General features: G+C 71.2%; 25 protein-coding genes. 12 read left to right on the forward strand and 13 right to left on the reverse strand.

Going from position 1 to position 22,998, the window contains the following annotated elements; all coding sequences use genetic code 11:
• Positions 1 to 33 precede the first annotated feature (33 nt).
• The 3 genes from AB0B66_RS32685 to nadA form a co-directional block, all read right to left on the reverse strand.
• Positions 34 to 660, reverse strand: a complete 627-nt coding sequence (locus AB0B66_RS32685; protein WP_360537261.1) for a DUF3043 domain-containing protein — start codon at positions 658 to 660, stop codon at positions 34 to 36.
• Between the two features lie 348 nt (positions 661 to 1,008).
• Positions 1,009 to 2,337, reverse strand: a complete 1,329-nt coding sequence (murA, locus tag AB0B66_RS32690; RefSeq protein ID WP_360537263.1) for a UDP-N-acetylglucosamine 1-carboxyvinyltransferase — start codon at positions 2,335 to 2,337, stop codon at positions 1,009 to 1,011.
• A 142-nt stretch (positions 2,338 to 2,479) separates the two neighbouring features.
• Positions 2,480 to 3,631, reverse strand: a complete 1,152-nt coding sequence (gene nadA / locus AB0B66_RS32695; protein ID WP_360537265.1) for a quinolinate synthase NadA — start codon at positions 3,629 to 3,631, stop codon at positions 2,480 to 2,482.
• Between the two features lie 135 nt (positions 3,632 to 3,766).
• On the opposite strand from nadA, the gene AB0B66_RS32700 reads away from it, so the two are divergent.
• On the forward strand, positions 3,767 to 4,906 hold the full coding sequence (locus AB0B66_RS32700) for a glycerate kinase (protein WP_360537267.1): 1,140 nt from the start codon (positions 3,767 to 3,769) through the stop codon (positions 4,904 to 4,906).
• A 104-nt stretch (positions 4,907 to 5,010) separates the two neighbouring features.
• Here AB0B66_RS32700 and AB0B66_RS32705 read toward each other — a convergent pair whose 3' ends face one another.
• Positions 5,011 to 6,498, reverse strand: coding sequence for an MFS transporter (locus tag AB0B66_RS32705; protein ID WP_360537269.1), 1,488 nt, complete (start codon positions 6,496 to 6,498; stop codon positions 5,011 to 5,013).
• Between the two features lie 85 nt (positions 6,499 to 6,583).
• Between AB0B66_RS32705 and AB0B66_RS32710 the strand changes: the two genes are divergently transcribed.
• From AB0B66_RS32710 to AB0B66_RS32720, 3 genes are all read left to right on the forward strand, one after another.
• The gene (locus AB0B66_RS32710) at positions 6,584 to 6,958 is read left to right on the forward strand and encodes a MarR family transcriptional regulator (RefSeq protein ID WP_360537271.1); all 375 of its coding nucleotides are present in this window, start codon (positions 6,584 to 6,586) and stop codon (positions 6,956 to 6,958) included.
• Between the two features lie 101 nt (positions 6,959 to 7,059).
• Positions 7,060 to 7,413: an iron-sulfur cluster assembly accessory protein gene (locus AB0B66_RS32715; protein WP_360537358.1), complete on the forward strand. Its 354-nt coding sequence runs from the start codon at positions 7,060 to 7,062 to the stop codon at positions 7,411 to 7,413.
• Positions 7,414 to 7,540: 127 nt separating this feature from the next.
• Positions 7,541 to 8,515, forward strand: a complete 975-nt coding sequence (locus AB0B66_RS32720; protein WP_360537273.1) for a carbohydrate kinase family protein — start codon at positions 7,541 to 7,543, stop codon at positions 8,513 to 8,515.
• Positions 8,516 to 8,720: 205 nt separating this feature from the next.
• Here AB0B66_RS32720 and AB0B66_RS32725 read toward each other — a convergent pair whose 3' ends face one another.
• Both AB0B66_RS32725 and AB0B66_RS32730 read right to left on the reverse strand, forming a co-directional pair.
• A complete protein-coding gene (locus AB0B66_RS32725) occupies positions 8,721 to 8,960 on the reverse strand; it encodes a sulfurtransferase TusA family protein (protein ID WP_360537275.1) in 240 nt (79 codons plus the stop codon).
• Positions 8,957 to 10,138: an aminotransferase class V-fold PLP-dependent enzyme gene (locus AB0B66_RS32730; RefSeq protein WP_360537277.1), complete on the reverse strand. Its 1,182-nt coding sequence runs from the start codon at positions 10,136 to 10,138 to the stop codon at positions 8,957 to 8,959. The genes AB0B66_RS32725 and AB0B66_RS32730 overlap by 4 nt, the downstream gene beginning before the upstream one ends.
• A 230-nt stretch (positions 10,139 to 10,368) precedes the next feature.
• Between AB0B66_RS32730 and AB0B66_RS32735 the strand changes: the two genes are divergently transcribed.
• The gene (locus tag AB0B66_RS32735) at positions 10,369 to 11,202 is read left to right on the forward strand and encodes a cytochrome c oxidase subunit II (protein WP_360537360.1); all 834 of its coding nucleotides are present in this window, start codon (positions 10,369 to 10,371) and stop codon (positions 11,200 to 11,202) included.
• A gap of 10 nt (positions 11,203 to 11,212) precedes the next feature.
• Positions 11,213 to 11,638, forward strand: a complete 426-nt coding sequence (locus tag AB0B66_RS32740; RefSeq protein ID WP_360537279.1) for a cytochrome c oxidase subunit 4 — start codon at positions 11,213 to 11,215, stop codon at positions 11,636 to 11,638.
• Between the two features lie 74 nt (positions 11,639 to 11,712).
• On the opposite strand, the gene trpD is transcribed toward AB0B66_RS32740, so the two are convergent.
• The 3 genes from trpD to AB0B66_RS32755 are packed head-to-tail and all read right to left on the reverse strand — an operon-like array spanning position 11,713 to position 14,224.
• Positions 11,713 to 12,810 (reverse strand): anthranilate phosphoribosyltransferase, encoded by a 1,098-nt coding sequence (gene trpD / locus AB0B66_RS32745; RefSeq protein ID WP_360537281.1) that lies wholly within the window; start codon positions 12,808 to 12,810, stop codon positions 11,713 to 11,715.
• Between the two features lie 41 nt (positions 12,811 to 12,851).
• Positions 12,852 to 13,244 (reverse strand): hypothetical protein, encoded by a 393-nt coding sequence (locus AB0B66_RS32750; protein WP_360537283.1) that lies wholly within the window; start codon positions 13,242 to 13,244, stop codon positions 12,852 to 12,854.
• The gene (locus AB0B66_RS32755; protein WP_360537362.1) at positions 13,241 to 14,224 is read right to left on the reverse strand and encodes a cytochrome c oxidase assembly protein; all 984 of its coding nucleotides are present in this window, start codon (positions 14,222 to 14,224) and stop codon (positions 13,241 to 13,243) included. Before AB0B66_RS32755 ends, AB0B66_RS32750 begins: the two co-directional genes overlap by 4 nt.
• Positions 14,225 to 14,353: 129 nt before the next feature.
• Here AB0B66_RS32755 and AB0B66_RS32760 point away from each other — a divergent pair, with 129 nt between their 5' ends.
• The 6 genes from AB0B66_RS32760 to AB0B66_RS32785 all read left to right on the forward strand — a co-directional run bounded on the left by AB0B66_RS32760 (position 14,354) and on the right by AB0B66_RS32785 (position 20,089).
• The gene (locus AB0B66_RS32760; RefSeq protein ID WP_120316188.1) at positions 14,354 to 14,959 is read left to right on the forward strand and encodes a heme-copper oxidase subunit III; all 606 of its coding nucleotides are present in this window, start codon (positions 14,354 to 14,356) and stop codon (positions 14,957 to 14,959) included.
• 8 nt (positions 14,960 to 14,967) lie between these two features.
• The gene (locus AB0B66_RS32765) at positions 14,968 to 15,780 is read left to right on the forward strand and encodes a c-type cytochrome (protein ID WP_360537285.1); all 813 of its coding nucleotides are present in this window, start codon (positions 14,968 to 14,970) and stop codon (positions 15,778 to 15,780) included.
• Positions 15,777 to 16,853: a Rieske 2Fe-2S domain-containing protein gene (locus AB0B66_RS32770; protein WP_360537287.1), complete on the forward strand. Its 1,077-nt coding sequence runs from the start codon at positions 15,777 to 15,779 to the stop codon at positions 16,851 to 16,853. The genes AB0B66_RS32765 and AB0B66_RS32770 overlap by 4 nt, the downstream gene beginning before the upstream one ends.
• A 2-nt stretch (positions 16,854 to 16,855) precedes the next feature.
• Positions 16,856 to 18,442: a cytochrome b N-terminal domain-containing protein gene (locus tag AB0B66_RS32775; protein WP_360537289.1), complete on the forward strand. Its 1,587-nt coding sequence runs from the start codon at positions 16,856 to 16,858 to the stop codon at positions 18,440 to 18,442.
• Between the two features lie 185 nt (positions 18,443 to 18,627).
• Entirely contained in the window at positions 18,628 to 18,804 is a 177-nt protein-coding gene (locus AB0B66_RS32780) for a hypothetical protein (protein WP_360537291.1), read from the forward strand.
• An 82-nt stretch (positions 18,805 to 18,886) separates the two neighbouring features.
• Positions 18,887 to 20,089, forward strand: coding sequence for a cytochrome P450 (locus tag AB0B66_RS32785; protein WP_360537293.1), 1,203 nt, complete (start codon positions 18,887 to 18,889; stop codon positions 20,087 to 20,089).
• Positions 20,090 to 20,320: 231 nt separating this feature from the next.
• Here AB0B66_RS32785 and AB0B66_RS32790 read toward each other — a convergent pair whose 3' ends face one another.
• From AB0B66_RS32790 to AB0B66_RS32805, 4 genes are all read right to left on the reverse strand, one after another.
• Positions 20,321 to 21,154, reverse strand: a complete 834-nt coding sequence (locus AB0B66_RS32790) for an alpha/beta fold hydrolase (RefSeq protein ID WP_360537295.1) — start codon at positions 21,152 to 21,154, stop codon at positions 20,321 to 20,323.
• Positions 21,155 to 21,238: 84 nt separating this feature from the next.
• Positions 21,239 to 21,514: an Lrp/AsnC ligand binding domain-containing protein gene (locus tag AB0B66_RS32795; protein ID WP_203687908.1), complete on the reverse strand. Its 276-nt coding sequence runs from the start codon at positions 21,512 to 21,514 to the stop codon at positions 21,239 to 21,241.
• Positions 21,515 to 21,595: 81 nt separating this feature from the next.
• Positions 21,596 to 22,435, reverse strand: coding sequence for a sugar phosphate nucleotidyltransferase (locus AB0B66_RS32800; protein WP_360537297.1), 840 nt, complete (start codon positions 22,433 to 22,435; stop codon positions 21,596 to 21,598).
• Entirely contained in the window at positions 22,432 to 22,977 is a 546-nt protein-coding gene (locus tag AB0B66_RS32805; protein ID WP_360537364.1) for an NUDIX hydrolase, read from the reverse strand. Before AB0B66_RS32805 ends, AB0B66_RS32800 begins: the two co-directional genes overlap by 4 nt.
• Between the last annotated feature and the right edge of the window lie 21 nt (positions 22,978 to 22,998).

The raw sequence follows: 22,998 nt of genomic DNA on the forward strand, positions 1-22,998 counted from the left end.
TCCGGCGATCCCGACTCCGGCAGGACAGATGTCCTAGGCCTTGGTGGGGACGACCGGGTCACCGATCTTGACCTGCGGGTTCGGCATGCGCATGCGGCGGAACGTGATGGCGCGCATGACCGCGTACATGTACAGCGAGCCCATGCGCTGCGTGGTCTTGGGGTAGTTCGCCTTGACCAGCTTCTTGATCTTCCGGCAGATGAAGACGCTGTCGACGACCACGGCCAGCGCCAGCAGCAGCCAGATCACGTTCGCGGCCAGCGCGATGCGGGGGTCGCGGACCTGGATCAGGAAGAAGATCAGGAAGGCGCCGCCGAAGAACCAGGTGCCGACGGTACGCCGGGAGTCGACGTAGTCGCGCACCAGCCGCCGCTCCGGTCCCTTGTCCCGGGGCAGCAGGTAGCGCTCGTCGCCCGCCTTCATGCCGGCCATGGACTCGGCCCGGTCGGCGCGCATCTTCTCGCGCTGGCGCTTCATCGCCTCGCGGCGGTTCGCCGGCGGCGGCTCGGCCTTGCGGCGCTGAGCCTCGGTGCGCTTCGGCGTCGCCTTGCCCTTGGCGGGCGTGTACGAGCGCGAGGCGCGCACGATCTCCGTGGCCTCCGGCTCTTCGGCCGGGGTCGCAGCGGAAACGTCGGTGGTCTTGCGGGAGAACAACGGCACGCAGCAAGGGTAGCCGACCCGCGGCCGCGGCCGACGGCCACCGCGTGGCGACCTGTGACGAACAGCTCCCGCCCAGCGCTGCGCCCCGCCCGGGGCGCGCTCGGCGCCCGCGCCTTGAACAGACGTTGGCCTATCTCATCGAGTTTTTGCAGATCAAACTCGATGAGATAGGCCAACGTCTACGAAAAACGGGGTGCCCGCGGGGGGGGGGGTGGCGGGGGCGGTGGGTGGACAAGCATGCGACGGGTGTCGTGGTGGTTCGGGGGCAGCCACGCTTCAGCCATTCCACGAAAAACGGGGTGCCCGCGGGGCGGGTGGTGCCGGTGGGGCGGGATGGTGCGGGAGGGGTCAGCGGGAGACGGTCGCGCCGAGGCCGGCGAGCTTGGCCTCGAAGTCCTCGTAGCCGCGGTTGATCAGGTCGACGCCGTGCACCCGGGAGGTGCCCTCGGCGGCCAGGGCCGCGATGAGGTGGCTGAAGCCCGCCCGCAGGTCCGGGATGACCAGGTCGGTGGCGTGCAGCTTGGCCGGGCCGGCGATGACGGCGGAGTGGCGGAAGCCCATCCGGCCGAACCGGCACGGGGTGCCGCCGAGGCAGTCCTGGAACACCTGGATGTGCGCGCCCATCTGGTTGAGGGCGCTGGTGTAGCCGAAGCGCTTCTCGTACACCGTCTCGTGCACCACGGACAGGCCGTTGGCCTGGGTCAGCGCCACGACCAGCGGCTGCTGCCAGTCGGTCATGAAGCCGGGGTGCACGTCGGTCTCCAGCGCGACGGGGCGCAGGTCGCCGCCGGGGTGCCAGAAGCGGATGCCGCCGTCGACCGGGTTGTCGTCGATCTCGAACTCGCCGCCGATGGACCGGAACACGTTGAGGTACGTCGTCATGTCGGCCTGGCGGGCGCCCTTGACGGTGATGTCGCCCCGGGTGGCCAGCGCGGCCGAGGCCCAGCTGGCGGCCTCGATGCGGTCCGGGATGGGGCGGTGCGTGAACCCGCCCAGGCGCGGCACGCCCTGGATCTCGATCACCCGGTTGGTGTGGACTTTGATGATCGCGCCCATCTTCTGCAGGATGCAGATCAGGTCGATGATCTCGGGCTCGACCGCGGCGTTGCTCAGCTCGGTGACGCCCTCGGCGCGCACGGCGGTGAGCAGGATCTGCTCGGTCGCGCCGACCGACGGGTAGTCCAGCTCGTACTTGATGCCGTGCAGGCCGTCCGGGGCGGACAGGTGCAGGCCTTCCGGGGTCTTGTCGACGACGGCACCGAAGCGCCGCAGCGCCTCCAGGTGGTAGTCGATCGGGCGCGGGCCGATGTGGCAGCCGCCCAGGTCCGGGATGAACGCGTGGCCGAGCCGGTGCAGCAGCGGGCCGCACAGCAGGATCGGGATCCGGCTGGAGCCGGCGTGCACGTTGATCTCGTCGATGCCGGCGCGCTCGACGTTGGAGGGGTCGAACAGCAGCTCCCCGTCGAGCTGGCCGTTGCTCACCTTGACGCCGTGCAGTTCCAGGAGACCGCGCACGATCTCCACGTCGCGGATGCGCGGGACGTCGTACATTCGGCTCGGGCTCTCGCCCAGCACGGTGGCGACCATGGCTTTGGAGACCAGATTCTTGGCCCCGCGGACCCGCACCTCGCCCTTGAGCGGGCTACCTCCGCTGACGATGAGCACGTCGTCCGACAAGGCGACCTCCTGGGTGTGGCGCGAGTGAAAAGCAAACCCCGGCAGCATAGCGCTGCGTGATGTGTGACGGAACACGGGAAGCTTAAATGAGTACGAGCACCGCGATTCGGACGCGGTGCTCGCACTCAGAGTAATCAGTCGCCTACGGCAGTGCCAGCATCTGGTCCAGCGCCACCCGAGCGTGGTGCGCGGTGTCGGGGTCGACCGTGATCTGGTTGGGCACCCGGCCCGCGACCAGCTCCTCCAGCGCCCAGACCAGGTGCGGCAGGTCGATGCGGTTCATCGTGGAGCAGTAGCAGACCGTCTTCTCCAGGAACATGACCTGCTTGTCCGGGTGTGCGGCGGCCAGCCGCCGGACCAGGTTCAGTTCGGTTCCCACGGCCCACGCGGAGCCGGGCTCGGCCGCCTCCAGCTTCTTGATGATGTACTCCGTCGAGCCCACGTAGTCGGCGGCGGTGACCACCTCGTGCCGGCACTCCGGGTGCACCAGGATGTTGACGCCCGGCACCTGCTCGCGCATGGCCTGCACGTTCTCCAGGGTGAACCGGCCGTGCACCGAGCAGTGCCCACGCCACAGGATCATCTTGGCGTCGCGCAGCTGCTGGTCGGTCAGCCCGCCGTTGGGCTTGTGCGGGTCGTAGAGCACGCAGTCGTCGAGCGAGTAGCCCATCTCCAGCACCGCGGTGTTGCGCCCCAGGTGCTGGTCCGGCAGGAACAACACCTTCTCACCCTGGGCGTACGCCCAGTCGAGCGCGCGCTTGGCGTTGGAGGAGGTGCAGACCACGCCGCCGTTGCGGCCGACGAAGCCCTTGATGTCGGCGGAGGAGTTCATGTAGGTGACGGGGATTACGGAGTCCGCGATGCCGAGGTCGCTCAGCAGGTCCCAGCACTGCTCGACCTGCTCCAGCACGGCCATGTCGGCCATGGAGCAGCCCGCGGCCAGGTCCGGCAGGACCACGCGCTGGGTCTCGGAGGTGAGGATGTCGGCCGACTCGGCCATGAAGTGCACGCCGCAGAACACGATGAACTCGGCGTCGGGCCGCGCCGCGGCCTCGCGGGCCAGCTTGAACGAGTCGCCGGTCACGTCGGCGAACTGGATGACCTCGTCGCGCTGGTAGTGGTGGCCGAGGACGAAGACCCGGTCACCGAGCGCGGCCTTGGCGGCGGCGGCACGCTCGACCAGCCCGGGGTCGCTGGGCGCGGGCAGGTCGCCCGGGCAGTCGACGCCGCGTTCGGAGTTCGAGTCCTTGCCGCGGCCGAGCAGCAGCAGTACGGGAGCAGTCACGCCTCCCATCGTCGCACCAACCGGGCGCGGCAGGCTCGCCCGCACGGCTGTGGCCTGCCCCACGGCGCCCGGCGGCGGCCGGGGCGTGGGACGCGGTCACGCCGGTCGCCCATACGGCCGGGGCGGGTCACTATCGTGCAGCCCATGCGAGTGTTGATCTGTCCCGACAAGTTCGCCGGCACCCTCACCGCGGTGGAGGCGGCGCAGGCCGTCGCCGAGGGCTGGCGGGAGGCCGCGGTGGCCGACGAGCTGATCTGCCGCCCCATCGCCGACGGCGGCCCCGGCTTCGTCGAGGTGCTGCACGCCTCGATCGGCGGCGAGCTGGTCGAGGTCGACACGACCGACCCGCTGGGCCGCCCGGTGCTCGGCGCGGTGCTGCTGGCCGGGGACGAGGCGGGCACGGCGTACGTGGAGAGCGCCCAGGCCTGCGGCCTGCACCTGGTCGAGCCGGGGGAGCGGGACCCGAAAGTCACCTCCTCGTACGGCCTCGGCGCGCTGATCGAGGCCGCGCTCGCGCACGGGGCCCGGCGTGTGGTGATCGGGCTCGGCGGCTCGGCCACCAACGACGGCGGCGCGGGGCTGCTCGCGGCCCTCGGCGCGGTCGGCCTGGACGCCGCGGGCGAACCACTGGCCCCCGGCGGCGCGGCCCTGACCACCTGCGCGTCCCTCACCCTCGGCGAAGGGGCCGGCCCGCTCCCGGACGGCGTCGAGCTGATCGCCGCGACCGACGTGGACAATCCGTTGACCGGCCTGCACGGCGCGTCGGCGGTGTACGGCCCGCAGAAGGGCGCGACCCCGCAGGACGTGACGCTGCTCGATGCCGCCCTGGCCAACTGGGCCGCGGTGCTGGAGCGCGAGCTGCCCGGCTGCCCCGCGAAGCTGGCGGAACTGCCCGGCGGCGGCGCGGCGGGCGGCCTCGGCGCGGCGATCCTGGCCCTGGGCGGCACCGTCGCCTCCGGCATCGACCTGATCCGCGAGCTGACCGGCCTGGACGAGGTGCTGGAGAACGTCGACTTGGTGATCACGGGCGAGGGCTCCTTCGACCACCAGTCGCTGCGCGGCAAGGCGATCTCCGGCCTGGCCGGCGCGGCCCGCGACCTCGGCATCCCGTGCGTGGTGCTGGCCGGCCGGGTCACCACCGGCCGCCGCGAGCAGGGCGCGGCCGGCGTCACCGAGGCCCACGCCCTGGTAGACCACTTCGGCAGCGTCGACCTCGCCCTGGCCGAACCCGCCCGAGGCCTCCGCGAACTCTCCGCCCGCCTGGCCCACCAGTGGTCCCGCTGACCCGAAGCAAAGGAAGGGCACCTTCCCATCGCTACGCGTAGAGGAAGGTGCCCTTCTTAACACCGGTGGCGGCGATGATCGCCGGTCGGCGGTGAAACCTCTGGTCAGGCCGCACCTTCTGACACGAGATACCGATCATCCTCACGCGTCGCCCGGTTGCCGGCGTGGCGGCCGGGCCGCCGACCCAGCACGGCGGCCAGCAGGCCGAGCAGCGAGATCGCGGTGACCAGGCCGATGGCGGGCACGAAGGTGTCCGGCAGGCGGCCCGGCTCGATGGCCCCGCCGCCGACCACCGCCGACGTGACGGCCAGCGCGATCGCCCCGCCGACCTGGAACGAGCTCTGCACCAGCCCGGAGGCCAGCCCCTGCTCGTCGTCGGCGACGCCGTTGGTCGCCTGCACGTTCAGGGCGGAGAAGCTCAGCGCGAAGCCCAGCCCGAGCAGCAGCGCGGTCGGCAGGATCACGGTGAGGAACTCCGGCTCCGGCCCGGCCCGCAGGAACAGGGCGTACGCGGCGACGAACGCGACCATGCCCAGGGCGATCAGCCGCCGGGTGCCGTACCGCGTGATCAGCCTGCCGACGACCGGGCCGGAACTCGCCACGATGATCCCGGCGGGCAGCAGCGACAGCGCCATCTGCAGCGGCGACCAGCCCAGCACGGTCTGCAGGTACAGCGCGACGATGAACTGGAAGCTCAGGTAGCCGCCGGACACCGCCATCGCGGTGAGGTCGGCCCGGACCAGGCTGCGGTTGGCGAAGATGCCCAGCCGCACCAGCGGGTGCGCGACCGTGCGCTCGGCGATCACGAAAGCGGCGGCGAGCGCCACGACCAGGGCCAGCGAGCCGAGGGTGCGCAGCGAGGTCCAGCCCGCCTCGGGCGCGTTGACGACGGTGAACACGAGCAGCAGCAGCGCGCCGGTGGAGGTGGCCGCGCCGAGCACGTCGTAGCCGCCGGGGTTGCGCGCGCCGTCGCGCGGGATCAGCCGCAGGCCCGCGATCAGGGCGAGCACTGCCAGCGGCGCGGGCAGCAGGAAGGTGACCCGCCAGTCGATCTCGGTGAGCAGGCCGCCCAGGATCAGGCCGGAGGAGAAGCCGCTGGCCCCGAAGACGGTGTAGATGCCCAGCGCCCGGTTGCGCACCGGTCCCTCACGGAAGGTCGTGGTCAGAATGGACAGGCCGGCCGGCGCGGTGAACGCCGCGGCCAGGCCCTTGACGAACCGGGTCGCGATGAGCAGCGTGCCGTCCTCGACCAGGCCGCCGAGCACGGACGCGCCCGCGAACACGGCGAGGGCGATCAGCAGCACCCGGCGGCGGCCGAGCAGGTCTGCGGTGCGCCCGCCGAGCAGGAGCAGGCCGCCGTAGCCGAGCACGTAGCCGCTGACGATCCACTGCAGCGTCGCGGTGGACAGGCCCAGGTCGGACTGGATGGCGGGCAGGGTCACGCCGACCATCGAGACGTCGAGGCCGTCGAGGAAGAGCACCGCGCACAGCACCAGCAGCGTGCCCCACAGCCGCGGGGTCCAGCGCTGGTCCGCGGGGGCCGGAGAGGAGGTGCCAGGGGCAGGTGGCGACAGCGTCGTGGTGGAGGACATGCTCGGTACATTAGTTGCACGTGCATTGAATGCGCAAGCATAAAATGCGTTCACATTTACTGCACCTGCATGTTATGCTCCGGGCATGCCCGACGAGGTGGCCGTGAAGGCGTGGCGAGAGCTGTCCCGGCAGTACGCGGCTCTCTCCTGCGCCCTGGAGAGCGCGCTGCAGGAGCAGCACCGGCTCGGCATGAGCGAGTTCGAGGTGCTGGACCGGCTCGTCGGCGCGACGGACTGCACCGGGCTGCGCATGCAGGAACTCGGCGAGCAGATCCACCTCAGCCAGAGCGCGCTGTCGCGCACCGTCGCCCGGCTGGAGAAGGACGGGCTGGTGGAGCGGCAGCTCTGCACCTCCGACCGGCGCGGGGTGTTCGTGCACCCCACCGACGCCGGGCGGGAACGGCACGCTGCGGCGCGGCCCACCCACCGCGCAGTCATCAACACCACACTGGGGCAGTAGCCCGTGAGGCGCTCTGGGGAATCAAACCGGGGCGCGCTAGCGTTACCTCGAAGGATTATCAGCACTTCACGCTTGGGGAGCACCACGTGACGACGCCCGACATCTCGACGCCCGACAGCAAGACGGACACCACCGGCATCAACCTCACCGAGGTCGCGGCCGGCAAGGTCAAGGCTCTGCTGGAGCAGGAGGGTCGCGATGACCTCCGGCTGCGGGTCGCGGTTCAGCCCGGTGGCTGCTCCGGCCTGCGTTACCAGCTCTTCTTCGACGAGCGCGAGCTCGACGGCGACATCGTCAAGGAGTTCGGCGGTGTCGAGGTCGTCGTCGACCGGATGAGCGCGCCGTACCTCGCGGGCGCGACCGTCGACTTCGCCGACCGCATCGACGCGCAGGGTTTCACCATCGACAACCCGAACGCCGGCGGCTCCTGCGCCTGTGGCGATTCGTTCCACTGAGCCTTCATCGCCGCCCGCTGTGGGCGACGACACAAGCGGCACTCCGGCCATGCCGGAGTGCCGCTGTCGTATGTGCGTCAACCGGTACGCTTTCCGCGCCCATCTTTCGCCGACCTGAAGGTCAACCATGAAGATCTGCGTTACCGGATCGATCGCCACGGATCACCTGATGCACTTCCCGGGCCGCTTCGCGGACCAGCTCATCGCCGACCAGCTGGACAAGGTCTCGCTGTCGTTCCTGGTCGACGACCTCGTGATCCGGCGTGGCGGCGTGGCGGCGAACATCGCCTTCGGCCTGGCCAAGCTGGGCCTGCAGCCGACCCTGGTCGGCGCGGTCGGCGCGGACTTCGCCGACTACCGCTCGTGGCTGGAGCGCAACGGCGTCGACTGTGACTCGGTGCACGTCAGTGAGGTAGCGCACACCGCCCGCTTCGTCTGCACCACCGACGAGGACCTGTGCCAGGTCGCCTCGTTCTACGCCGGCGCCATGAGCGAGGCCCGCAACATCGAGCTGTCCCCGGTGCACCAGCGCCTGGACGGCCTCGACCTGGTCATCGTCGGCGCGAACGATCCGGTGGCGATGGTGCGCCACTCGCAGGAGTGCCGCGACCGGGGGTACGCGTTCGCCGCCGACCCGTCGCAGCAGCTGGCCCGGATGAGCGGCGACGACGTGCTGCAGCTCATCGACGGTGCGCAGTACCTGCTCACCAACGAGTACGAGAACTCGCTGCTGGAGCAGAAGACCGGCCTGACCTCTGACGAGGTGCTGGAGCGGGTCAAGGTGCGGGTCACCACGCTGGGCAAGAACGGCGTCCGGATCACCGGCCGCGACTTCGCGCCGATCCACGTTCCGGTCGCCCGCGAGATCCAGGTGTACGACCCGACGGGCGTCGGCGACGGCTTCCGGGCCGGCTTCTTCGCGGCGCTGTCCTGGGGCCAGGGCCTGGAGCGGGCCGCGCAGGTCGGGGCGCTGCTGGCCACGCTGGTCCTGGAGACCGTCGGCACCCAGGAGTACGAGGTCGAGCCGGACAACTTCCTCAAGCGCCTGGCCGAGTCCTACGGCGACGCCGTCGTCGCCGACATCCGGCCCCACCTGAACTGACCTGCCCGGAAGGGCGATCGACGTCGGCGTGGGGCGTTGCCCCGCGCCGACTTTGCTCTGCACCCATTCGCTTGCTCTGCACCCGAATACGCAACGGAGCAGCGCCGTCGAGCGGGCGCCGTGTTGCGTCGGTGGGTGCAGAGCAAGCTTTTGGGTGCAGAGCAAATGCGCACGGGACCGATACCTGGCCAGGCGCGGAGCGGACTCAGCTGAGGCGGCGGACGTCGAACGCGGGGGAGCCGTCGACGGAGACCGCGCCGAGGTATTCCTGGGCACGCATACGGCACCACGCGGGGACGTCCACGGCGGCGGCCGGGTCGTCGGCGAGCACGCGTACGACCGCGCCGACCGGCACCGACGGCAGGCGCTTCGCCAGGGCGATCACCGGCAGGGGACAGCGCTGCCCCAGACAGTCCAATACGTCGACCGGGGTGTCCGGGTTCACATGCCCACCTCCGCCCGCAGCGCGGCGACGATGCCGGGCAGTTCGGCGAGGAAACGTTCCACCTGGTCAGCGGTGGTGTCGCGGTGCAGCGACAGCCGGATGTTGCCGTGGGTCAGCGCGCCCATCGCGGCGAGCACGTGACTCGGCCGCAGGGTGGACGACGTGCAGGCCGAACCGGAGGACACCGCGAAACCGCGCCGATCGAGGGCGGTGAGCAGTGCTTCGCCGTCGACGTACAGGCAGGAGAAGGTGACGATGTGCGGCAGCCGGTCGGCCGGGTCGCCCACGATCTCCACGTCGGGAACGATCGCCGCGACGGTGGCGCGGACGTGGTCGACCAGGCCGGACAGGCGTCTTGATTCCTGTGCCGCGGTCTCGTGCACCGCGTGCAGCGAGGCGGCCGCCGCGAGGATCGCGGGCAGGTCGGGCGCGCCGGGGAAGCGGCCGGACTCCCGGTCGTCGGCCGGGTAGGGCGACACCCAGCGGGTTCCTTTGCGCACCACCAGCAGGCCGACCCCGGGCGGACCGCCCCATTTGCGGGCCGAGCCGGTCAGCAGGGACCAGCCGTCCGGCACCGGGACCCGGCCCAGTGACTGGGCGGCGTCGACATACAGCGGCACACCCGCCTCGCGGCACGCGGCCGCCGCGGCGGCGACCGGCTGCACCGTGCCGACCTCGTGGCTCGCGCTGATCAGCGCGGCGAGCGCCGCCCCGGGCGCGGACACGGCCGAGGTCCAGGCGTCGAGGTCGACCCGGCCGAGCAGATTCACCGGGACCTCGGTTTCGGTGCCGCCGTCGCGTACGTGCCGCTCGCCGGCGTGCAGCACAGCCGAGTGCTCGATCGCCGAGCGGACCAGGGTCGCCCCGGCGCGGCGCCGCCCGGCCAGTCCACCCAGGACGGCGGCGTGCGCGGCGGTACTGCCGCTGCTGGTGAAGGTCAGCTCGTCCGGGCGTACCCCCAGGACCTGCGCGATCGTGGCGCGGGCCGCGTCGAGCAGCAGGCGGGCGCGGCGGGCCTGCGTGTAGAGCTTGCCCGGGTCGGCCCAGCCGTCGTCGAGCGCGCCGAGCAGCGCCTCGCGTGCGGCCGGGTGCAGCGGCGTCGCCGTCGCCGCATCGAAATACGCGCCGCGCACGTCTTCGCCCTGATCGATTGGTCCGGCCTGCCGGGGATCTCCCACCCCTCGACGGTATCGTGATCTAGCGGTGACGGCAGTCGTCGCCGTCACCGAATCCCGCGGACACGCCGGATCACCGGGCCGACCCCAGGCCCGGCCGGGGCCCCGGGGTGAAGTACTCTGCGACCGTCGGTCACGCCCCTCACCGGTGCGTCCGAAGGTGGCGCTGCTAAGGGAGGCAGGAGCAGGTGGTCGCAACACGAGCCCGCAGGCGAGCCGTCGGCTTGAGCGCGATGTCGGTGGTCCTGGTGACCCTGCTCGCCGGCTGCAGCATCAACAACATCGGTGCTGCGTTCGACGGATTCGGCTGGCCCGAGGGCGGCATCACCCAGCAGTCCGAGCGGATGTACGACCTGTGGGTCGGCTCGGTCGTCGCGGCGTTCGCCGTGGGCTTCTTCGTGTGGGGTCTGATCTTCTGGTGCGTGGCGGCCTACCGCCGCAAGCGCGGTGACGCCGACCTGCCCACGCAGACGCGGTTCAACCTGCCGATCGAGATCCTCTACACGGTGCTGCCGTTCCTGGTGATCGCGGTGCTGTTCTACTACACCGCCGTCGTGCAGACCGACGTGAACAAGCTGACCAAGAACCCGGACGCCACCGTCGAGGTCGTCGCGTTCAAGTGGAACTGGCAGTTCAACTACCTCTCCAGCCCCGAGGTGGACGCGGAGAAGGTCGAGAGCACGCCCGGCGACAGCAACTACATCCCGGTCGTGGTCGTGCCGGTCGGCAAGACGGTGCGCTTCGTCGAGCACAGCAACGACGTCATCCACTCGTTCTGGGTCCCGGAGCTGCTGTTCAAGCGCGACGTGTTCCCCGGCAACGTGATCAACCAGTTCGAAGTGAACATCACTCAGGTGGGCAGCTACGTCGGCCGGTGCGCCGAGCTGTGCGGCACGTACCACTCGATGATGAACTTCGAGCTGCGGGCCGTGACGCCGGAGAAGTACGCGCAGTTCGTGGCGGCGCTGAAGGCGGGCAAGAGCACTCCCGAGGCGCTGACCGCGATCGGCGAGACGCCCTACGCCACGACGACGACTCCGTTCCCGACCCTGCGCACCGCGAACTGAGGCTGGAGACATGAAGACCGAATACCGCATCTTCGTCGGCGTCGCGCTGTTCCTGATCGTCGCCGCGGTGGTCTACGGCTGGTGGACGGACCTGTCCATGGGCGGGATCGAGTGGATCGGCACCACCGCGCTGGCGCTGTCGTTCCTGCTCTGCCTGATGTGCGGCGGCTACTTCTGGTTCGTCTCGCGCCGCATCGACCCGCGCCCGGAGGACCGGCTCGACGCCGAGATCGCCGACGGCGCCGGCGAGCTGGGCTTCTTCAGCCCGGGCAGCTACTGGCCGTTCGGCATCGCGATGTCGGCGCTGATCGCCTCGCTCGGCCTGGTGTTCTGGATGTGGTGGCTGATCGCGCTCGGCATCGTGTGCGTGCTGCTGTCCACCTCGGCGATGCTGTTCGAGTACTACACCGGCACCCGCCGCACCGCGGAGCACTGATCCTCCGCACCGAAAGCAAATGAAACCGGCCCCCTCCACAGCGGAGGGGGCCGGTTTCATTTCGTGAGTCTGCGCTACTGGGCGTACTTGGCAGCCGAGGCGGCGGCGATCCAGCGTTCCAGGGCCGCGGCCGCCGCGCCCGAGTCGACGGCCTCCGCGGCGCGGCGCATGTTCGCGTGCAGCGCGTCGGTCAGCTCCTCGACCAGCGAGTCCGCGTCGGCGGCTCCCGCGCCCTTGACCGCCCAGTCGTGGGCGGTCAGCCCGGCGGCGGTGTTGACGAGCACGGCGTCGCGCACCGGGCCGGTCTCCCCGCCGAGCAGGCGGCGCACGACGTCGGCGTTGAGCGACACGTCGCCGCCGCGCAGGTCCCCGGGAGCGGAACGGGCCACGCCGAGATCGGCGGCGTCGATCGTGAGTGGGGTGACGCGCCCGCCACGAGCCACCCAGACGCGCGTGGGGGCGGCGGTGGTGAACTCGTCCAGGCCGTCCTCGCCGCACAGCACCAGGGCCGTGTCGCCGCGGTCGGCGAACACCTGCGCCATGACACCGGCCATCCGGACGTCGGCGCAGCCGATCGCGCCCGCGCGGGGCCGGGCGGGGTTGGTCAGCGGGCCGAGGAAGTTGAACGCGGTGGGCACGCCCAGCTCGCGGCGTACTCCGCCGGCGTGGCGCAGGCCCTGGTGGAACGTCGCGGCGAAGCAGAACGTGATGCCCGCCTCCTCGGCGACCGCGGCCACCTGCTCCGGGCTGAGGTCCAGCGGGATGCCGAGGAACTCCAGCACGTCCGCCGTGCCGCAGGAGGAGGAGGCGGCGCGGTTGCCGTGCTTGACCACGCGCGCGCCCGCGCCGGCGGCCACGATGGCGGACATCGTCGAGATGTTGACGGTGTGCGCCTGGTCGCCGCCGGTGCCGACCACGTCGAGGGTGGCCGTGCGCTGCTCGTCGGTCTGCGGCAGCGGGGCCGCGTTCGCCAGCATCGTGGCGACCAGACCCGACACCTCGCCGGCGGTCTCGCCCTTGGCCCGCAGCAGCAGCGCGAACCCGGCGATCTGCGCCGGTGTCGCCACGCCCGACATGATCTCGCCCATCGCCCAGGCCGTGTCGTCCGGCGTGAGCTCCTCGCGGCGCAGCAGCGCGCCGAGCAGGTGGGGCCAGGTGTTCCGGTCGCCCATCGGGCCTCCAGGGGTGAAGGGCGTGGCGCGCGGTGCTCGGGTCAGGCGGCCACGGTCTCGTCGTGCAGCAGGTTGGAGATGACCTTCGCGGTCTCGATCGGGTCGAGCGGGTGCACCAGCGTCGCGTCGACGCGGGCGTACGCCGCCAGCCAGCGGTCGGCCGAGCGGGCGATGACGACACAGCAGGGCGGGCACTCGTCGATCTCGTCCTTGAGCTGACGCGCCACGCCCAGGCCACCGCCCGGGGTCGCCTCGCCGTCCAGCACCAGCAGATCGATCTCGTAGTCGTCCACCAGCTTGACGCACTCGGCGTAGGTGGACGCCTCGACGAACTCGACATCGAGGTCGGGTGCCGGGTGCTCGCCGATGGCCAGCCGCATCCGGTCGCGGACCTGCGGGTCGTCGCTGTAGAGCAGGACGGTCTTGGTACTCATGCGCTCATCCTAAGCGGTGGAGTGATCTCGTGGTCGTGCGGTGCGCCGTCCGCGTCGACCTGCGCCGACCCGGCCGCCGCGGCGGCCTGTGCGGCCTCCTCGCGGTCGAGCTGGCGGTCGATGCGGGCGGCCTCCTGGCGGGACTGCTTGATCCACTGGACGACGAGGACCGCGAGCATGGTGACCGAGACCAGCTCACCGCCGGCCCAGAGCACGCCGCCGGCCGTCACCTGGTCGGCCCAGGGGTCCATCCAGGACAGGTTCAGCGACGGATACCAGTCGCCGCCGAGGAGGGTCTTCTGCTGCATGATGGTGAGCCCGAGCACGGTGTGAAACGGGACACTCAACAGCATCAGCAGCGCGCGGGCCGGATAAGGCCAGCGTCCCGGCAGCGGGTCGCGGCCCAGCAGGGGCCAGAAGAACAGGCAGCCGGTGGCGATGAAGTGCGCGTGCATGACCTCGTGCAGCCACTCGTGGCGCAGCGTCTGCTCGTACAGGCTGGTGAAATACAACGCGAACGGGTTGGCCACGAAGATGCCGAACGCCACCAGCGGATTCGCCAGCACCGCGGCGGCCTTGCTGTGCAGCACCGCCAGCAGGGTGCGGCGGTAGCGGGCGGGCAGCGTGCGCAGGGCCAGCGTGACCGGCGCGCCCAGGGCCAGGAAGATCGGCGCGACCATGGACAGCGCCATGTGCTGCAGCATGTGCACCGACAGCAGCGTGGTGTCGTATCCGCCGATGCCGCTCACCGTGACCAGGGCCAGCGTGCCCAGGCCGGGGCCGAGGAAGGCGATGGTGCGCCCCACCGGCCACCGGTCGCCGCGCATCCGCAGCCGGTGCGTGCCGTAGAGATAAAGCGCACCCGCCAGCAGTAGACCGACCGCGAGCCACGAGTCGAGCCGGGCGCCGGTCACCAGCGTCGCCACGGTGAACGGGGGAGTCTCGGCGGTCAAGGTCGCAACGTCCGAGGTCAGCGCGATGAAATGATCGACAGGCGGCACCACCCGAGGCTAGACCGTGCTCGTCGCGGGCGGTCCGGCGGGTCACGACACGCCGCCAACCAGGCACCCCGACGCTCGCCGATGCAGGTAGGGGGCAATAATGACCGCGTGACTGCCGCCTCAGCCATCGACAAGAGCAGGATCCACTCCCTGACCAGGCCCAACATGGTCAGCGTCGGGACGATCGTGTGGCTCTCCAGCGAACTCATGTTCTTCGCGGCGCTTTTCGCGATGTTCTTCGCGATCCGCGCCGCGGACTACGACCAGTGGATCCAGCACTCCCACGTGCTCAACCTCCCGTACGCGGTGTTCTTCACGACGATCCTGGTGCTGTCCTCCATCACCTGTCAGATCGGCGTGCTGCGCGCGGAGCGGGGTGACGTGTACGGGCTGCGGCTCTGGTTCACCATCACGTTCCTGATGGGCCTGACGTTCGTGCTCGGCCAGGTGAACGAGTACCGCGTGCTGGTCAGTGAGGGCATCAAGATCAACGCCGACGGGTTCGGCTCGATGTTCTACCTGACCACGGGCTTCCACGGCCTGCACGTGACAGGCGGTCTGATCGCCTTCATCATCTACATGATCCGCACCACCATGGGTCGGTTCACGCCGGCGCAGGCAACCTCGGCGATCGTCGTGTCGTACTACTGGCACTTCGTCGACGTGGTCTGGGTCGGCCTCTTCTTCATGATCTACCTGCTGGAGCGGATGTGAGCTCGGCTATGACACCAGACACCCCACGCCCGGCGGCGGGTGCGCCCAAGCAGCGCAGCCGGGTACGCCGGCGGCTGAACTCGGCGCTGCGCATGTTCGCCGCGCTGGTCTTCGCGGGCGGCATCTACGCGATCGTCGCGCCCGGCGGAGCCCAGGGCGCCGCCCCGCTCACCCCGGCCGCCGAGGCCGGCAAGGCGCTGTACGACGTGAGCTGCATCTCCTGCCACGGCGCGAACGCGCAGGGCGTCGAGGGGCGCGGACCGAGCCTGATCGGCGTCGGCTCGGCGGCCGTGGAGTTCCAGGTGGAGACGGGCCGCATGCCGGCCGCCCGCCAGGAGGCCCAGGCGGAGCGCAAGGACCCGATGTTCACCAACGACCAGGCCCGGCAGCTCGGCGCCTTCATCCAGGAGCTGGGCGGCGGCCCGCAGCTCCCGGAGGGCGAGGACTTCGCGTCGAAGGGCGACATCGCCCGCGGTGGTGAGCTGTACCGGATCAACTGCTCGTCCTGCCACGCCTTCTCCGGTGGCGGCGGCGCGCTGTCCAGCGGCAAGTTCGCGCCGACCCTGGAGCCGGCCACCGACCGGCAGATCTACGCGGCGATGCTGACCGGCCCGCAGAACATGCCGGTCTTCGGTGACAACGAACTGACGCCGCAGGACAAGTTCGACATCATCGCCTACGTGCAGAACCTGAAGAGCGACAGCGACCCGGGTGGCTGGGGCCTGGGCCGTTTCGGCCCCGTGACCGAGGGTCTGGCGATCTTCCTGGTCGGCGTCGTGGCACTGGTCTTCGCAGCGCTGTGGATTGCGGGTAAGTCATGAGTGACACGAACACCCAGGTGCGCGACGCCGGGGGCGTCGACCTGGACAACCCGAACCTGACCCGGTTCGACATCGTGCGCGAGGGTGCGCGGCGCGACGGCGTGGAGATCGTCCACTACGAGGCGCAGTACCCGCCGGGCTCGAAGGGCGAGCGGCGCATGACCCGCATCGTCGCCTTCTTCTTCCTGCTCACCGGCATCATGTCGACCCTGTTCGTCATCGCCTTCATCTGGTGGCCGTGGGAGTACGAGCTGGGCCCGCACGCCAGCAAGTACTACACCCCGGTCCTCGGCCTGACCCTGGGCCTGGCCCTGGTCGGCGTCGGTCTGGGCATCCTCACCTGGGGCAAGAAGCTGCTCCCGCACGAGATCGCGATCCAGGAGCGGCACGACGGCCCGTCGGCGCCGGAGGAGCAGAAGCTCACCGGCAACACGCTGCAGTTCGTCGGCGAGGAGATGGGCCTGGGCCGGCGGCCGATCCTGAAGTGGTCGCTGCTGGGCCTGGCCCCGCTGGGGCTGGCCGCCGCGGCGGTGCCGATCGGCGCGCTGATCAAGGACCCGCACCACCCCGACATCCTGTTCAAGACGGGCTTCGCCGGCGCGACGCCGCAGAACCCGATCCGGCTGATGCACGACGACGGCACGCTGGTGCGGCCGGAGCACGTGAGCACCGGCGGCCAGATCACGGTGTTCCCGAACATCCCGGGCGGGGCCAGCAACCACCACGCCGACTCGCCGACGCTGCTGATCCACCTCCGGGAGGACGACGCGGCGAAGCTGAACGGCCAGCTGTACACGATCAACCAGGGCAGCACCTGGAGCAGCTTCGTGGCGTACTCGAAGATCTGCACCCACGCGGGTTGCCCGGCGAGCCTGTACGAGCAGCAGACCAACCGCCTGCTCTGCCCGTGCCACCAGTCCCAGTTCCTCATCACCGACAACGCCCGGCCGATCTTCGGCCCGGCGACGCGGTCCCTGCCCATGCTGCCCATCAGCGTGGACAAGGAGGGCTACCTCGTGGCCACCGGCGACTACAAGGTGCCGGTCGGGCCGGCGTTCTGGGAGAAGGACTGACCATGAAGCGTCGCAAGGTTGACCTCAAAGCCCTCCCGGGCAAGACCGCCCAGGAGGTGGACACCCGGCTGCCCGTCGCCACCCCGCTGCGCGGCATGCTGAACAAGGTGTTCCCCGACCACTGGTCGTTCCTGCTCGGCGAGATCGCGCTGTTCTCGTTCATCATCCTGCTGCTGACCGGCACGTTCCTCGCGCTGTTCTTCGAGCCCTCGCTGCAGGAGGTGCACTACGACGGCTCGTACATCCCGCTGCAGGGCGTGCAGATGTCGCGGGCGTACGAGACGGCGCTGGACCTGTCGTTCGACGTGCGCGGCGGCCTGATCATGCGCCAGATGCACCACTGGGCGGCGCTGCTGTTCATGGCCGCGATCGTGGTGCACATGTTCCGGATCTTCATGACCGGCGCGTTCCGCAAGCCGCGCGAGCTCAACTGGATCATCGGTCTGAGCATGTTCTGGCTGGGCTTCACCGAGGGCTTCGCCGGCTACTCGCTGCCCGACGACGCGCTGTCCGGCACCGGTCTGCGCATCGCCTCGGCGATCATGCTGTCCATCCCGGTGATCGGCTCCTGGGTGACCACGTCGCTGTTCGGCGGCGAGTTCCCCGGCGAGATCATCCTGTCCCGCCTGTACATCCTGCACGTCTTCCTGCTGCCGTTGATCCTGCTCGCGCTGGTCAGCATCCACCTGGGACTCGTCTTCATCCAGAAGCACACCCAGTGGCCGGGGCCGGGCCGGACGAACAACAACGTGGTCGGCGAGCGCTTCGTGCCGCGGTACACGATCAAGCAGGCCGGCTTCTTCATGCTCGTCTTCGCCGTCATCGCGCTGATGGGCGGCCTGTTCCAGATCAACCCGATCTGGCTGTTCGGCCCGTACGAAGCCGCGGTCGTCTCCGCGGGCAGCCAGCCCGACTGGTACGTCATGTTCCTCGACGGCTCGACCCGTCTGATGCCCGCCTGGGACATCAGATTCCTCGGGTACAACATCCCACCGCTGTTCTGGCCGACCGTGGTGCTCCCGGGCATCCTGACGGTGCTGCCCATGGCGTATCCGTGGATCGAGGCGCGCTGGAAGAAGGACAAGGCGTCGCACAACCTGCTCCAGCGTCCGCGTGACGTGCCGGACCGCACCGGCCTGGCCGCCATGGCGCTGGCGTTCTACCTGGTGCTGACGATCTCCGGCGGCAACGACATCGTCGCCGACAAGTTCCACATCAGCCTGAACGCGATGACCTGGGCCGGCCGCATCGGCCTGCTGATCCTGCCGCCGCTGGCGTACTACTTCGCCCGCCGCCTCGCCCTGGGCCTGCAGCAGCACGACCGCGAGGTGCTGGCGCACGGCGTCGAGACCGGCATCATCAAGCGGCTGCCGGACGGGCGCTTCGTCGAGGTGCACCAGCCGCTGGCCGCGCCGGACGAGCACGGCCACACCGACCTGCCGTACGTCGGCTGGACGGTGCCGAAGAAGATGAACCGCCTCGGCGCGCTGGGTCCGGCCGTCCGCGGCTTCTTCCGGCCGATCGAGCAGCCGGCTCCGCCGCAGCAGGAGGAGCAGCCGCGCGAGGAGATCACGAGCGGCAAGAGCTGATCCGGCAACGGTTCCGCACGGTGCGAGGGCGTCCACCCGAGGTGGGCGCCCTCCGCCGTTTCCGTGCCCGGGTGGGCACCGTCACCCGGGCCGCGACGCCGCCTCACGCAGATCTTGGGGGACGGCCATGGCATAGTCGTGGCGCATCAGACGTCGGCGCGCGGTTCGTTCCAGGAGGCAATCACATGATCACAGCAGGCCACGCGGGCAAGCGCGACCCGCGGACCGCACCGGCGGCACTCCGGCCCGCCGCCACGGGTGTGGCCCGGCACGCCGTCTTCAACGGGCAGTGGACCCTGGGCTGCTGCGCGACGGTGCACACCGGTCCGGGCTGCCGGCCGATGTCGCTGATGCCCCGCTGAGAGCCCGTGCCATGCGGCTCGGCGGCATGGTCGCCCCCGCGTCGTAGTCTTCCCCTCAGGACGGCGGGCAGGGGGAGCGGCGATGCAGGACGCGCTGGCGGCGATGCAGGCACTGGCGACGGCCGAGGGCCGGGCCGATCCGTACCCGCACTACGAGCGGCTGCGCGCGGCGGGCCCGGTGGTGCTGCTGGGCGACGGGTTCGCGGTCGTCACCGGGTATGCCGAAGCCGATCAGGTGCTGCGGGACGCCTCGTTCCGGGTCACCGACGCCGTCGCGCTGGACCGGGCTATGCCCGGCTGGCGCACCGTCGCCTCCTGGCAGTGGCTGAGCCGCACCATGCTCTGGCAGAACGCCCCCGACCACACCCGACTGCGGCGGCTGGCCGGCTCGGCGTTCACCGCCCGCCGGGTCGCGGCGCTGCGCGCCGACGTCACCGCGCTGGCCGAGGAGCTTGTCGAGCCGATCGCGGCGGCGGGCGGGCCGGTGGACTTCATGGACGAGGTGGCGTATCCGCTGCCCGTGTCGGTGATCTGCGCCCTGCTCGGGGTCCCGGTCGCCGACCGGGACTGGTTCCGGCCGCGGGCGCAGGACCTCACGCTGGCCCTGGAGGTGTTCGCCGGCGACCCGCAGGAGCTGGCCAGGGCCGACGCCGCGAGCGACGAGCTGGCCGAGTACTTCGTCGACCTGCTGGCGCGGCGGCAGCGCGAACCCGGCGACGACATGATCAGCGACCTGCTCGCGGCGGGCGCGGACGGCCGGATCGGCGGGGCGGAACTCGTCTCGCACCTGGTGCTGCTGCTGGTCGCGGGCTTCGAGACGACGACCAACCTGCTCGGCAACGGCCTGGCCATGCTGCTCGACCGGCCGGAGCACACGGCCCGGCTGCGCGCGGACCCGTCGCTGTCCGCGGCCTACATCGAGGAGATGCTCCGGCTCGACCCGCCCGTGCAGGTCACCTCCCGGTACGCCGGGCAGGACGCCGAGCTGGCCGGGGTGGAGCTGTCCGCGGGCACGGAGGTGCTGCTGGTGCTCGCCGCGACCGGCCGCGATCCGCGCCGCTTCGCCGCGCCGGCCGACTTCCTGCCCGACCGCCCGTCCGTGCCGTCGCTGGCCTTCGGTGCGGGCGCGCACTACTGCCTCGGTGCGCCACTGGCCCGGCTGGAGGCCCAGATCGCCTTCCCGCTGCTCCTGGACAAGCTGCCCCACCTGCGCTCGGCAGGCGTCCCCACCCGCCGCGACCGCCTCGGCTTCCGCGGCTACGCCACCCTGCCCATCACGGCCTGACGGCCCGCGCACCGGCTGTGGGACGGCCGGTCGCGTTCGCCGCCCGGCCGCCCGCGCCGCGCTCGTCCGCACGCCATGATCGTCCGACTTGCTTGGCACCTGTGCGTATCTTGAGGCCGCATTCGCCCAGGTGCCTGGCAAGTCGAACGAGCTGGGTGCGGACCCCGCCCGCCTTGGTCACGCCGGAGGCAGGCCAGTGGGGCGGGCGCGGGCCGCCGGTGCAGGGTGCGGTCAGTGGCGGATCGGGAGCCAGGCGGTGATGCGGGGGGCCAGGGCAGCGCCCGCCTTGACCCACTTGAAGTGGTCCAGGGGCGCGGCGGCGGCGGCGGTGGTGAGGTGGTCGCGGTGGACTTTCGCGCCGGTCAGGGCGGCGACCAGGTGGTCGGTGGTCTCCGGCGGGGTGTACTGGTCGTCGTCCACGCTGATCGCGAGCACCGGCAGGTCCACCCGGGACAGCGCCGCCGATACGCCCAGGTGGGCGGGGAACTCGCCGTGGCGGGCGGTGTGCGCCCAGTCCCGGATGACGCCGCGGGCCTGGCGGCCGCCGAAGCCCCAGCCGGGCCAGACCCGCAGGACGGCGGAGACGGCGTTGACGAACTGGGTCATGGCGAGCACGCCCAGCCGCTGCCGGGGGTAGGTCCGCCAGTACGGCAGCCCGACCGCGATCAGGACCAGCCCGTCGACGCTGTGGCCCGCGCCGCGGGCGGCCTCGCGGGCCAGGTGCAGCACGCAGATCTGCCCGCCGAGGGAGTGTCCGAGCAGGATGGTGCGCCGCCCGGCGCGGTGCTCCGCGAGGGCCGCCAGCACCGCGGGGACGTCGTCGGCGAGCTCGGTGTAGCCGTACCGGCTTTCCCGGCCGGGGCGGGGCGAGCTGTCGCCGGTGCCGCGCAGGTCGGCGACCGCGACGCCGAGGCCGGCCGCGTTGAGGGAGTGCGCGAACCGGGTGTAGTAACCGGCGGGCACGCCCATCGCGGGGAAGACCACGACCAGGGGAGCGTCGGGATTCTGTACGGGGTGGAGCTGTACGCCGAGCCGGTCGCTGCCACGGTCCACGGTGAGCTGCATGGCAGCAGCCTAGACCGCGAGGTTACTCACAAGTAAGCACCGCGAGGTGTGACGCGGACCGCTCGATGGGGCCACCCGCACTGCTCAGAAGCCGATGGCGAACGCCTGCTCCAGGTCGTGCCGGGAGTACGAGCGGAACGCGATGTGCGTGTCGGTGTTCAGCACGCCCGGCACCTTCGAGATGCCGCCCGCGATGACCTCGGCGATGTGGTCGAACTCGCGCACCCGCACGATGGCGATCAGGTCCACGCCGCCCGCGACGGAGTACACCTCGCTGACGCCTTCGAGGTTGGCCAGCTCCTCGGCGACCTCTGGGATCGCGTCGGTCGCGCAGTCGATGAGAACGATCGCTGTGATCACCGTGGGCTCCTCACGCCGTGCGTCTGTTGATCATGGAGTTGTGGCCGCGCCACGCCGCCGAGCCGTGCCATAAGTTCATGATCACTGTACCGGGTGCGGCGCGGGGACGGTGAGATCGGAGCCGACTCGGATCACGCGGTGCAGGTTCTCGTGGAGGGCGACGGTGGCGCCGGGCCACAGGACGCAGTCGCGGACCGTGCCGTGCACGCGGGAGCCGGCGCCGAGCACGCTGCCGTGCGCCTCGCCGGTGACCTGTACGTCGTCGCCGAACAGGTTGCCGCCGCCGGCGGCGTCCAGGTTGGCGTCCAGGTAGTCGGCGGGGGTGCCGCAGTCGAGGTAGCGGCCGGGCAGGGGGATCACGTCCAGGCGTCCGGCCTGCTCGGCCGGCCGCCAGGTGGTGCGCACGAGCTCGCGCGGCTTGTCGGGCAGGGCCGCGGCGTCGGCGGCGGGCAGCAGCGACGCGCCCGCGAAGTTGTAGCCGCCGAACGGGTCGGGCAGCCCCGCCTTGACGCCGTGCATGCGCACCCGCTCGCCGTCCCACCCGGACAGCAGCGCGGCCAGGTCCTCGGGGGCGTCGGCGACCACGTACGCGTCGGCGTTGAGCACCAGCACCGCTCGCCCGTCGATCCAGCCGTGCAGGTTGCCCAGCGCCCCGGCGGTGCCCAGCGGCTCCGGCTCGAACGACAGCCGCACCCGGCCGTCGACGTGCTCGGCGATCTGCCCGGCCAGCCAGTGCGTGTTGACCGCGACCCGGTCCGGCCCGGCCAGCCCGACCTCGGCCAGCCGGTCGAGGGTGCGGTCCAGCAGCGTCTGGTTGCCGACCGGCACCAGGGCCTTGGGCCGCAGCATGGTCAGCGGGCGCAGCCGCGTGCCGAGCCCCGCGGCGAGCACCACGGCGCAGACGTCGTCGGGGGCTCTCACCGGGCCACGTCCATGTTGTCGCGCAGGTGCGCCTCCGGGCCGATGCCGTAGTGGCCGAGCAGCCGGGCCGTCGCCGGGGTCACCACCGGCAGCTCGTCGACGGCATGCCAGCGGGCCTCCCACACCTCGGCCCCGTCCACACTGAGCGGGGTGCGGGCGGCGGGCACCCGGGCGGTGAAGACCATGTCCACCCAGTGCCCGCGGTGGTGCACCACCGCGTTCGGGATCGCCGGGCTGACCTGTTCGATGGTGAGCCGGATGCCGGTCTCCTCGGCCGCCTCACGGCATGCCCCGACGATCGGGGGCTCCCGCCGCTCCAGCAGCCCGGCGGGCAGCGTCCAGCCGCGTCCCGGGGGCTGGCGCAGCAGCAGGATGCGCTCGGGGCCGACGGCCTCGCTGTCGAAGATGAGCACCACCGAGCCCACCGAATAACGCGCGGTCACCAGCTTCACCATGCGGCTGCGCCAGCGCGGCGGGATCCGGTAGAAGACGCCGTAGCCGAAGGAGACGAGCTTGGTGCCCAGCGGCGAGCGCCGGTTCACCCGGGTGCCGGGGTTCGCGCT

Origin of the sequence: Catellatospora sp. NPDC049111 (assembly GCF_040648615.1) — a bacterium.
GTDB lineage: Bacteria > Actinomycetota > Actinomycetes > Mycobacteriales > Micromonosporaceae > Catellatospora > Catellatospora aurea.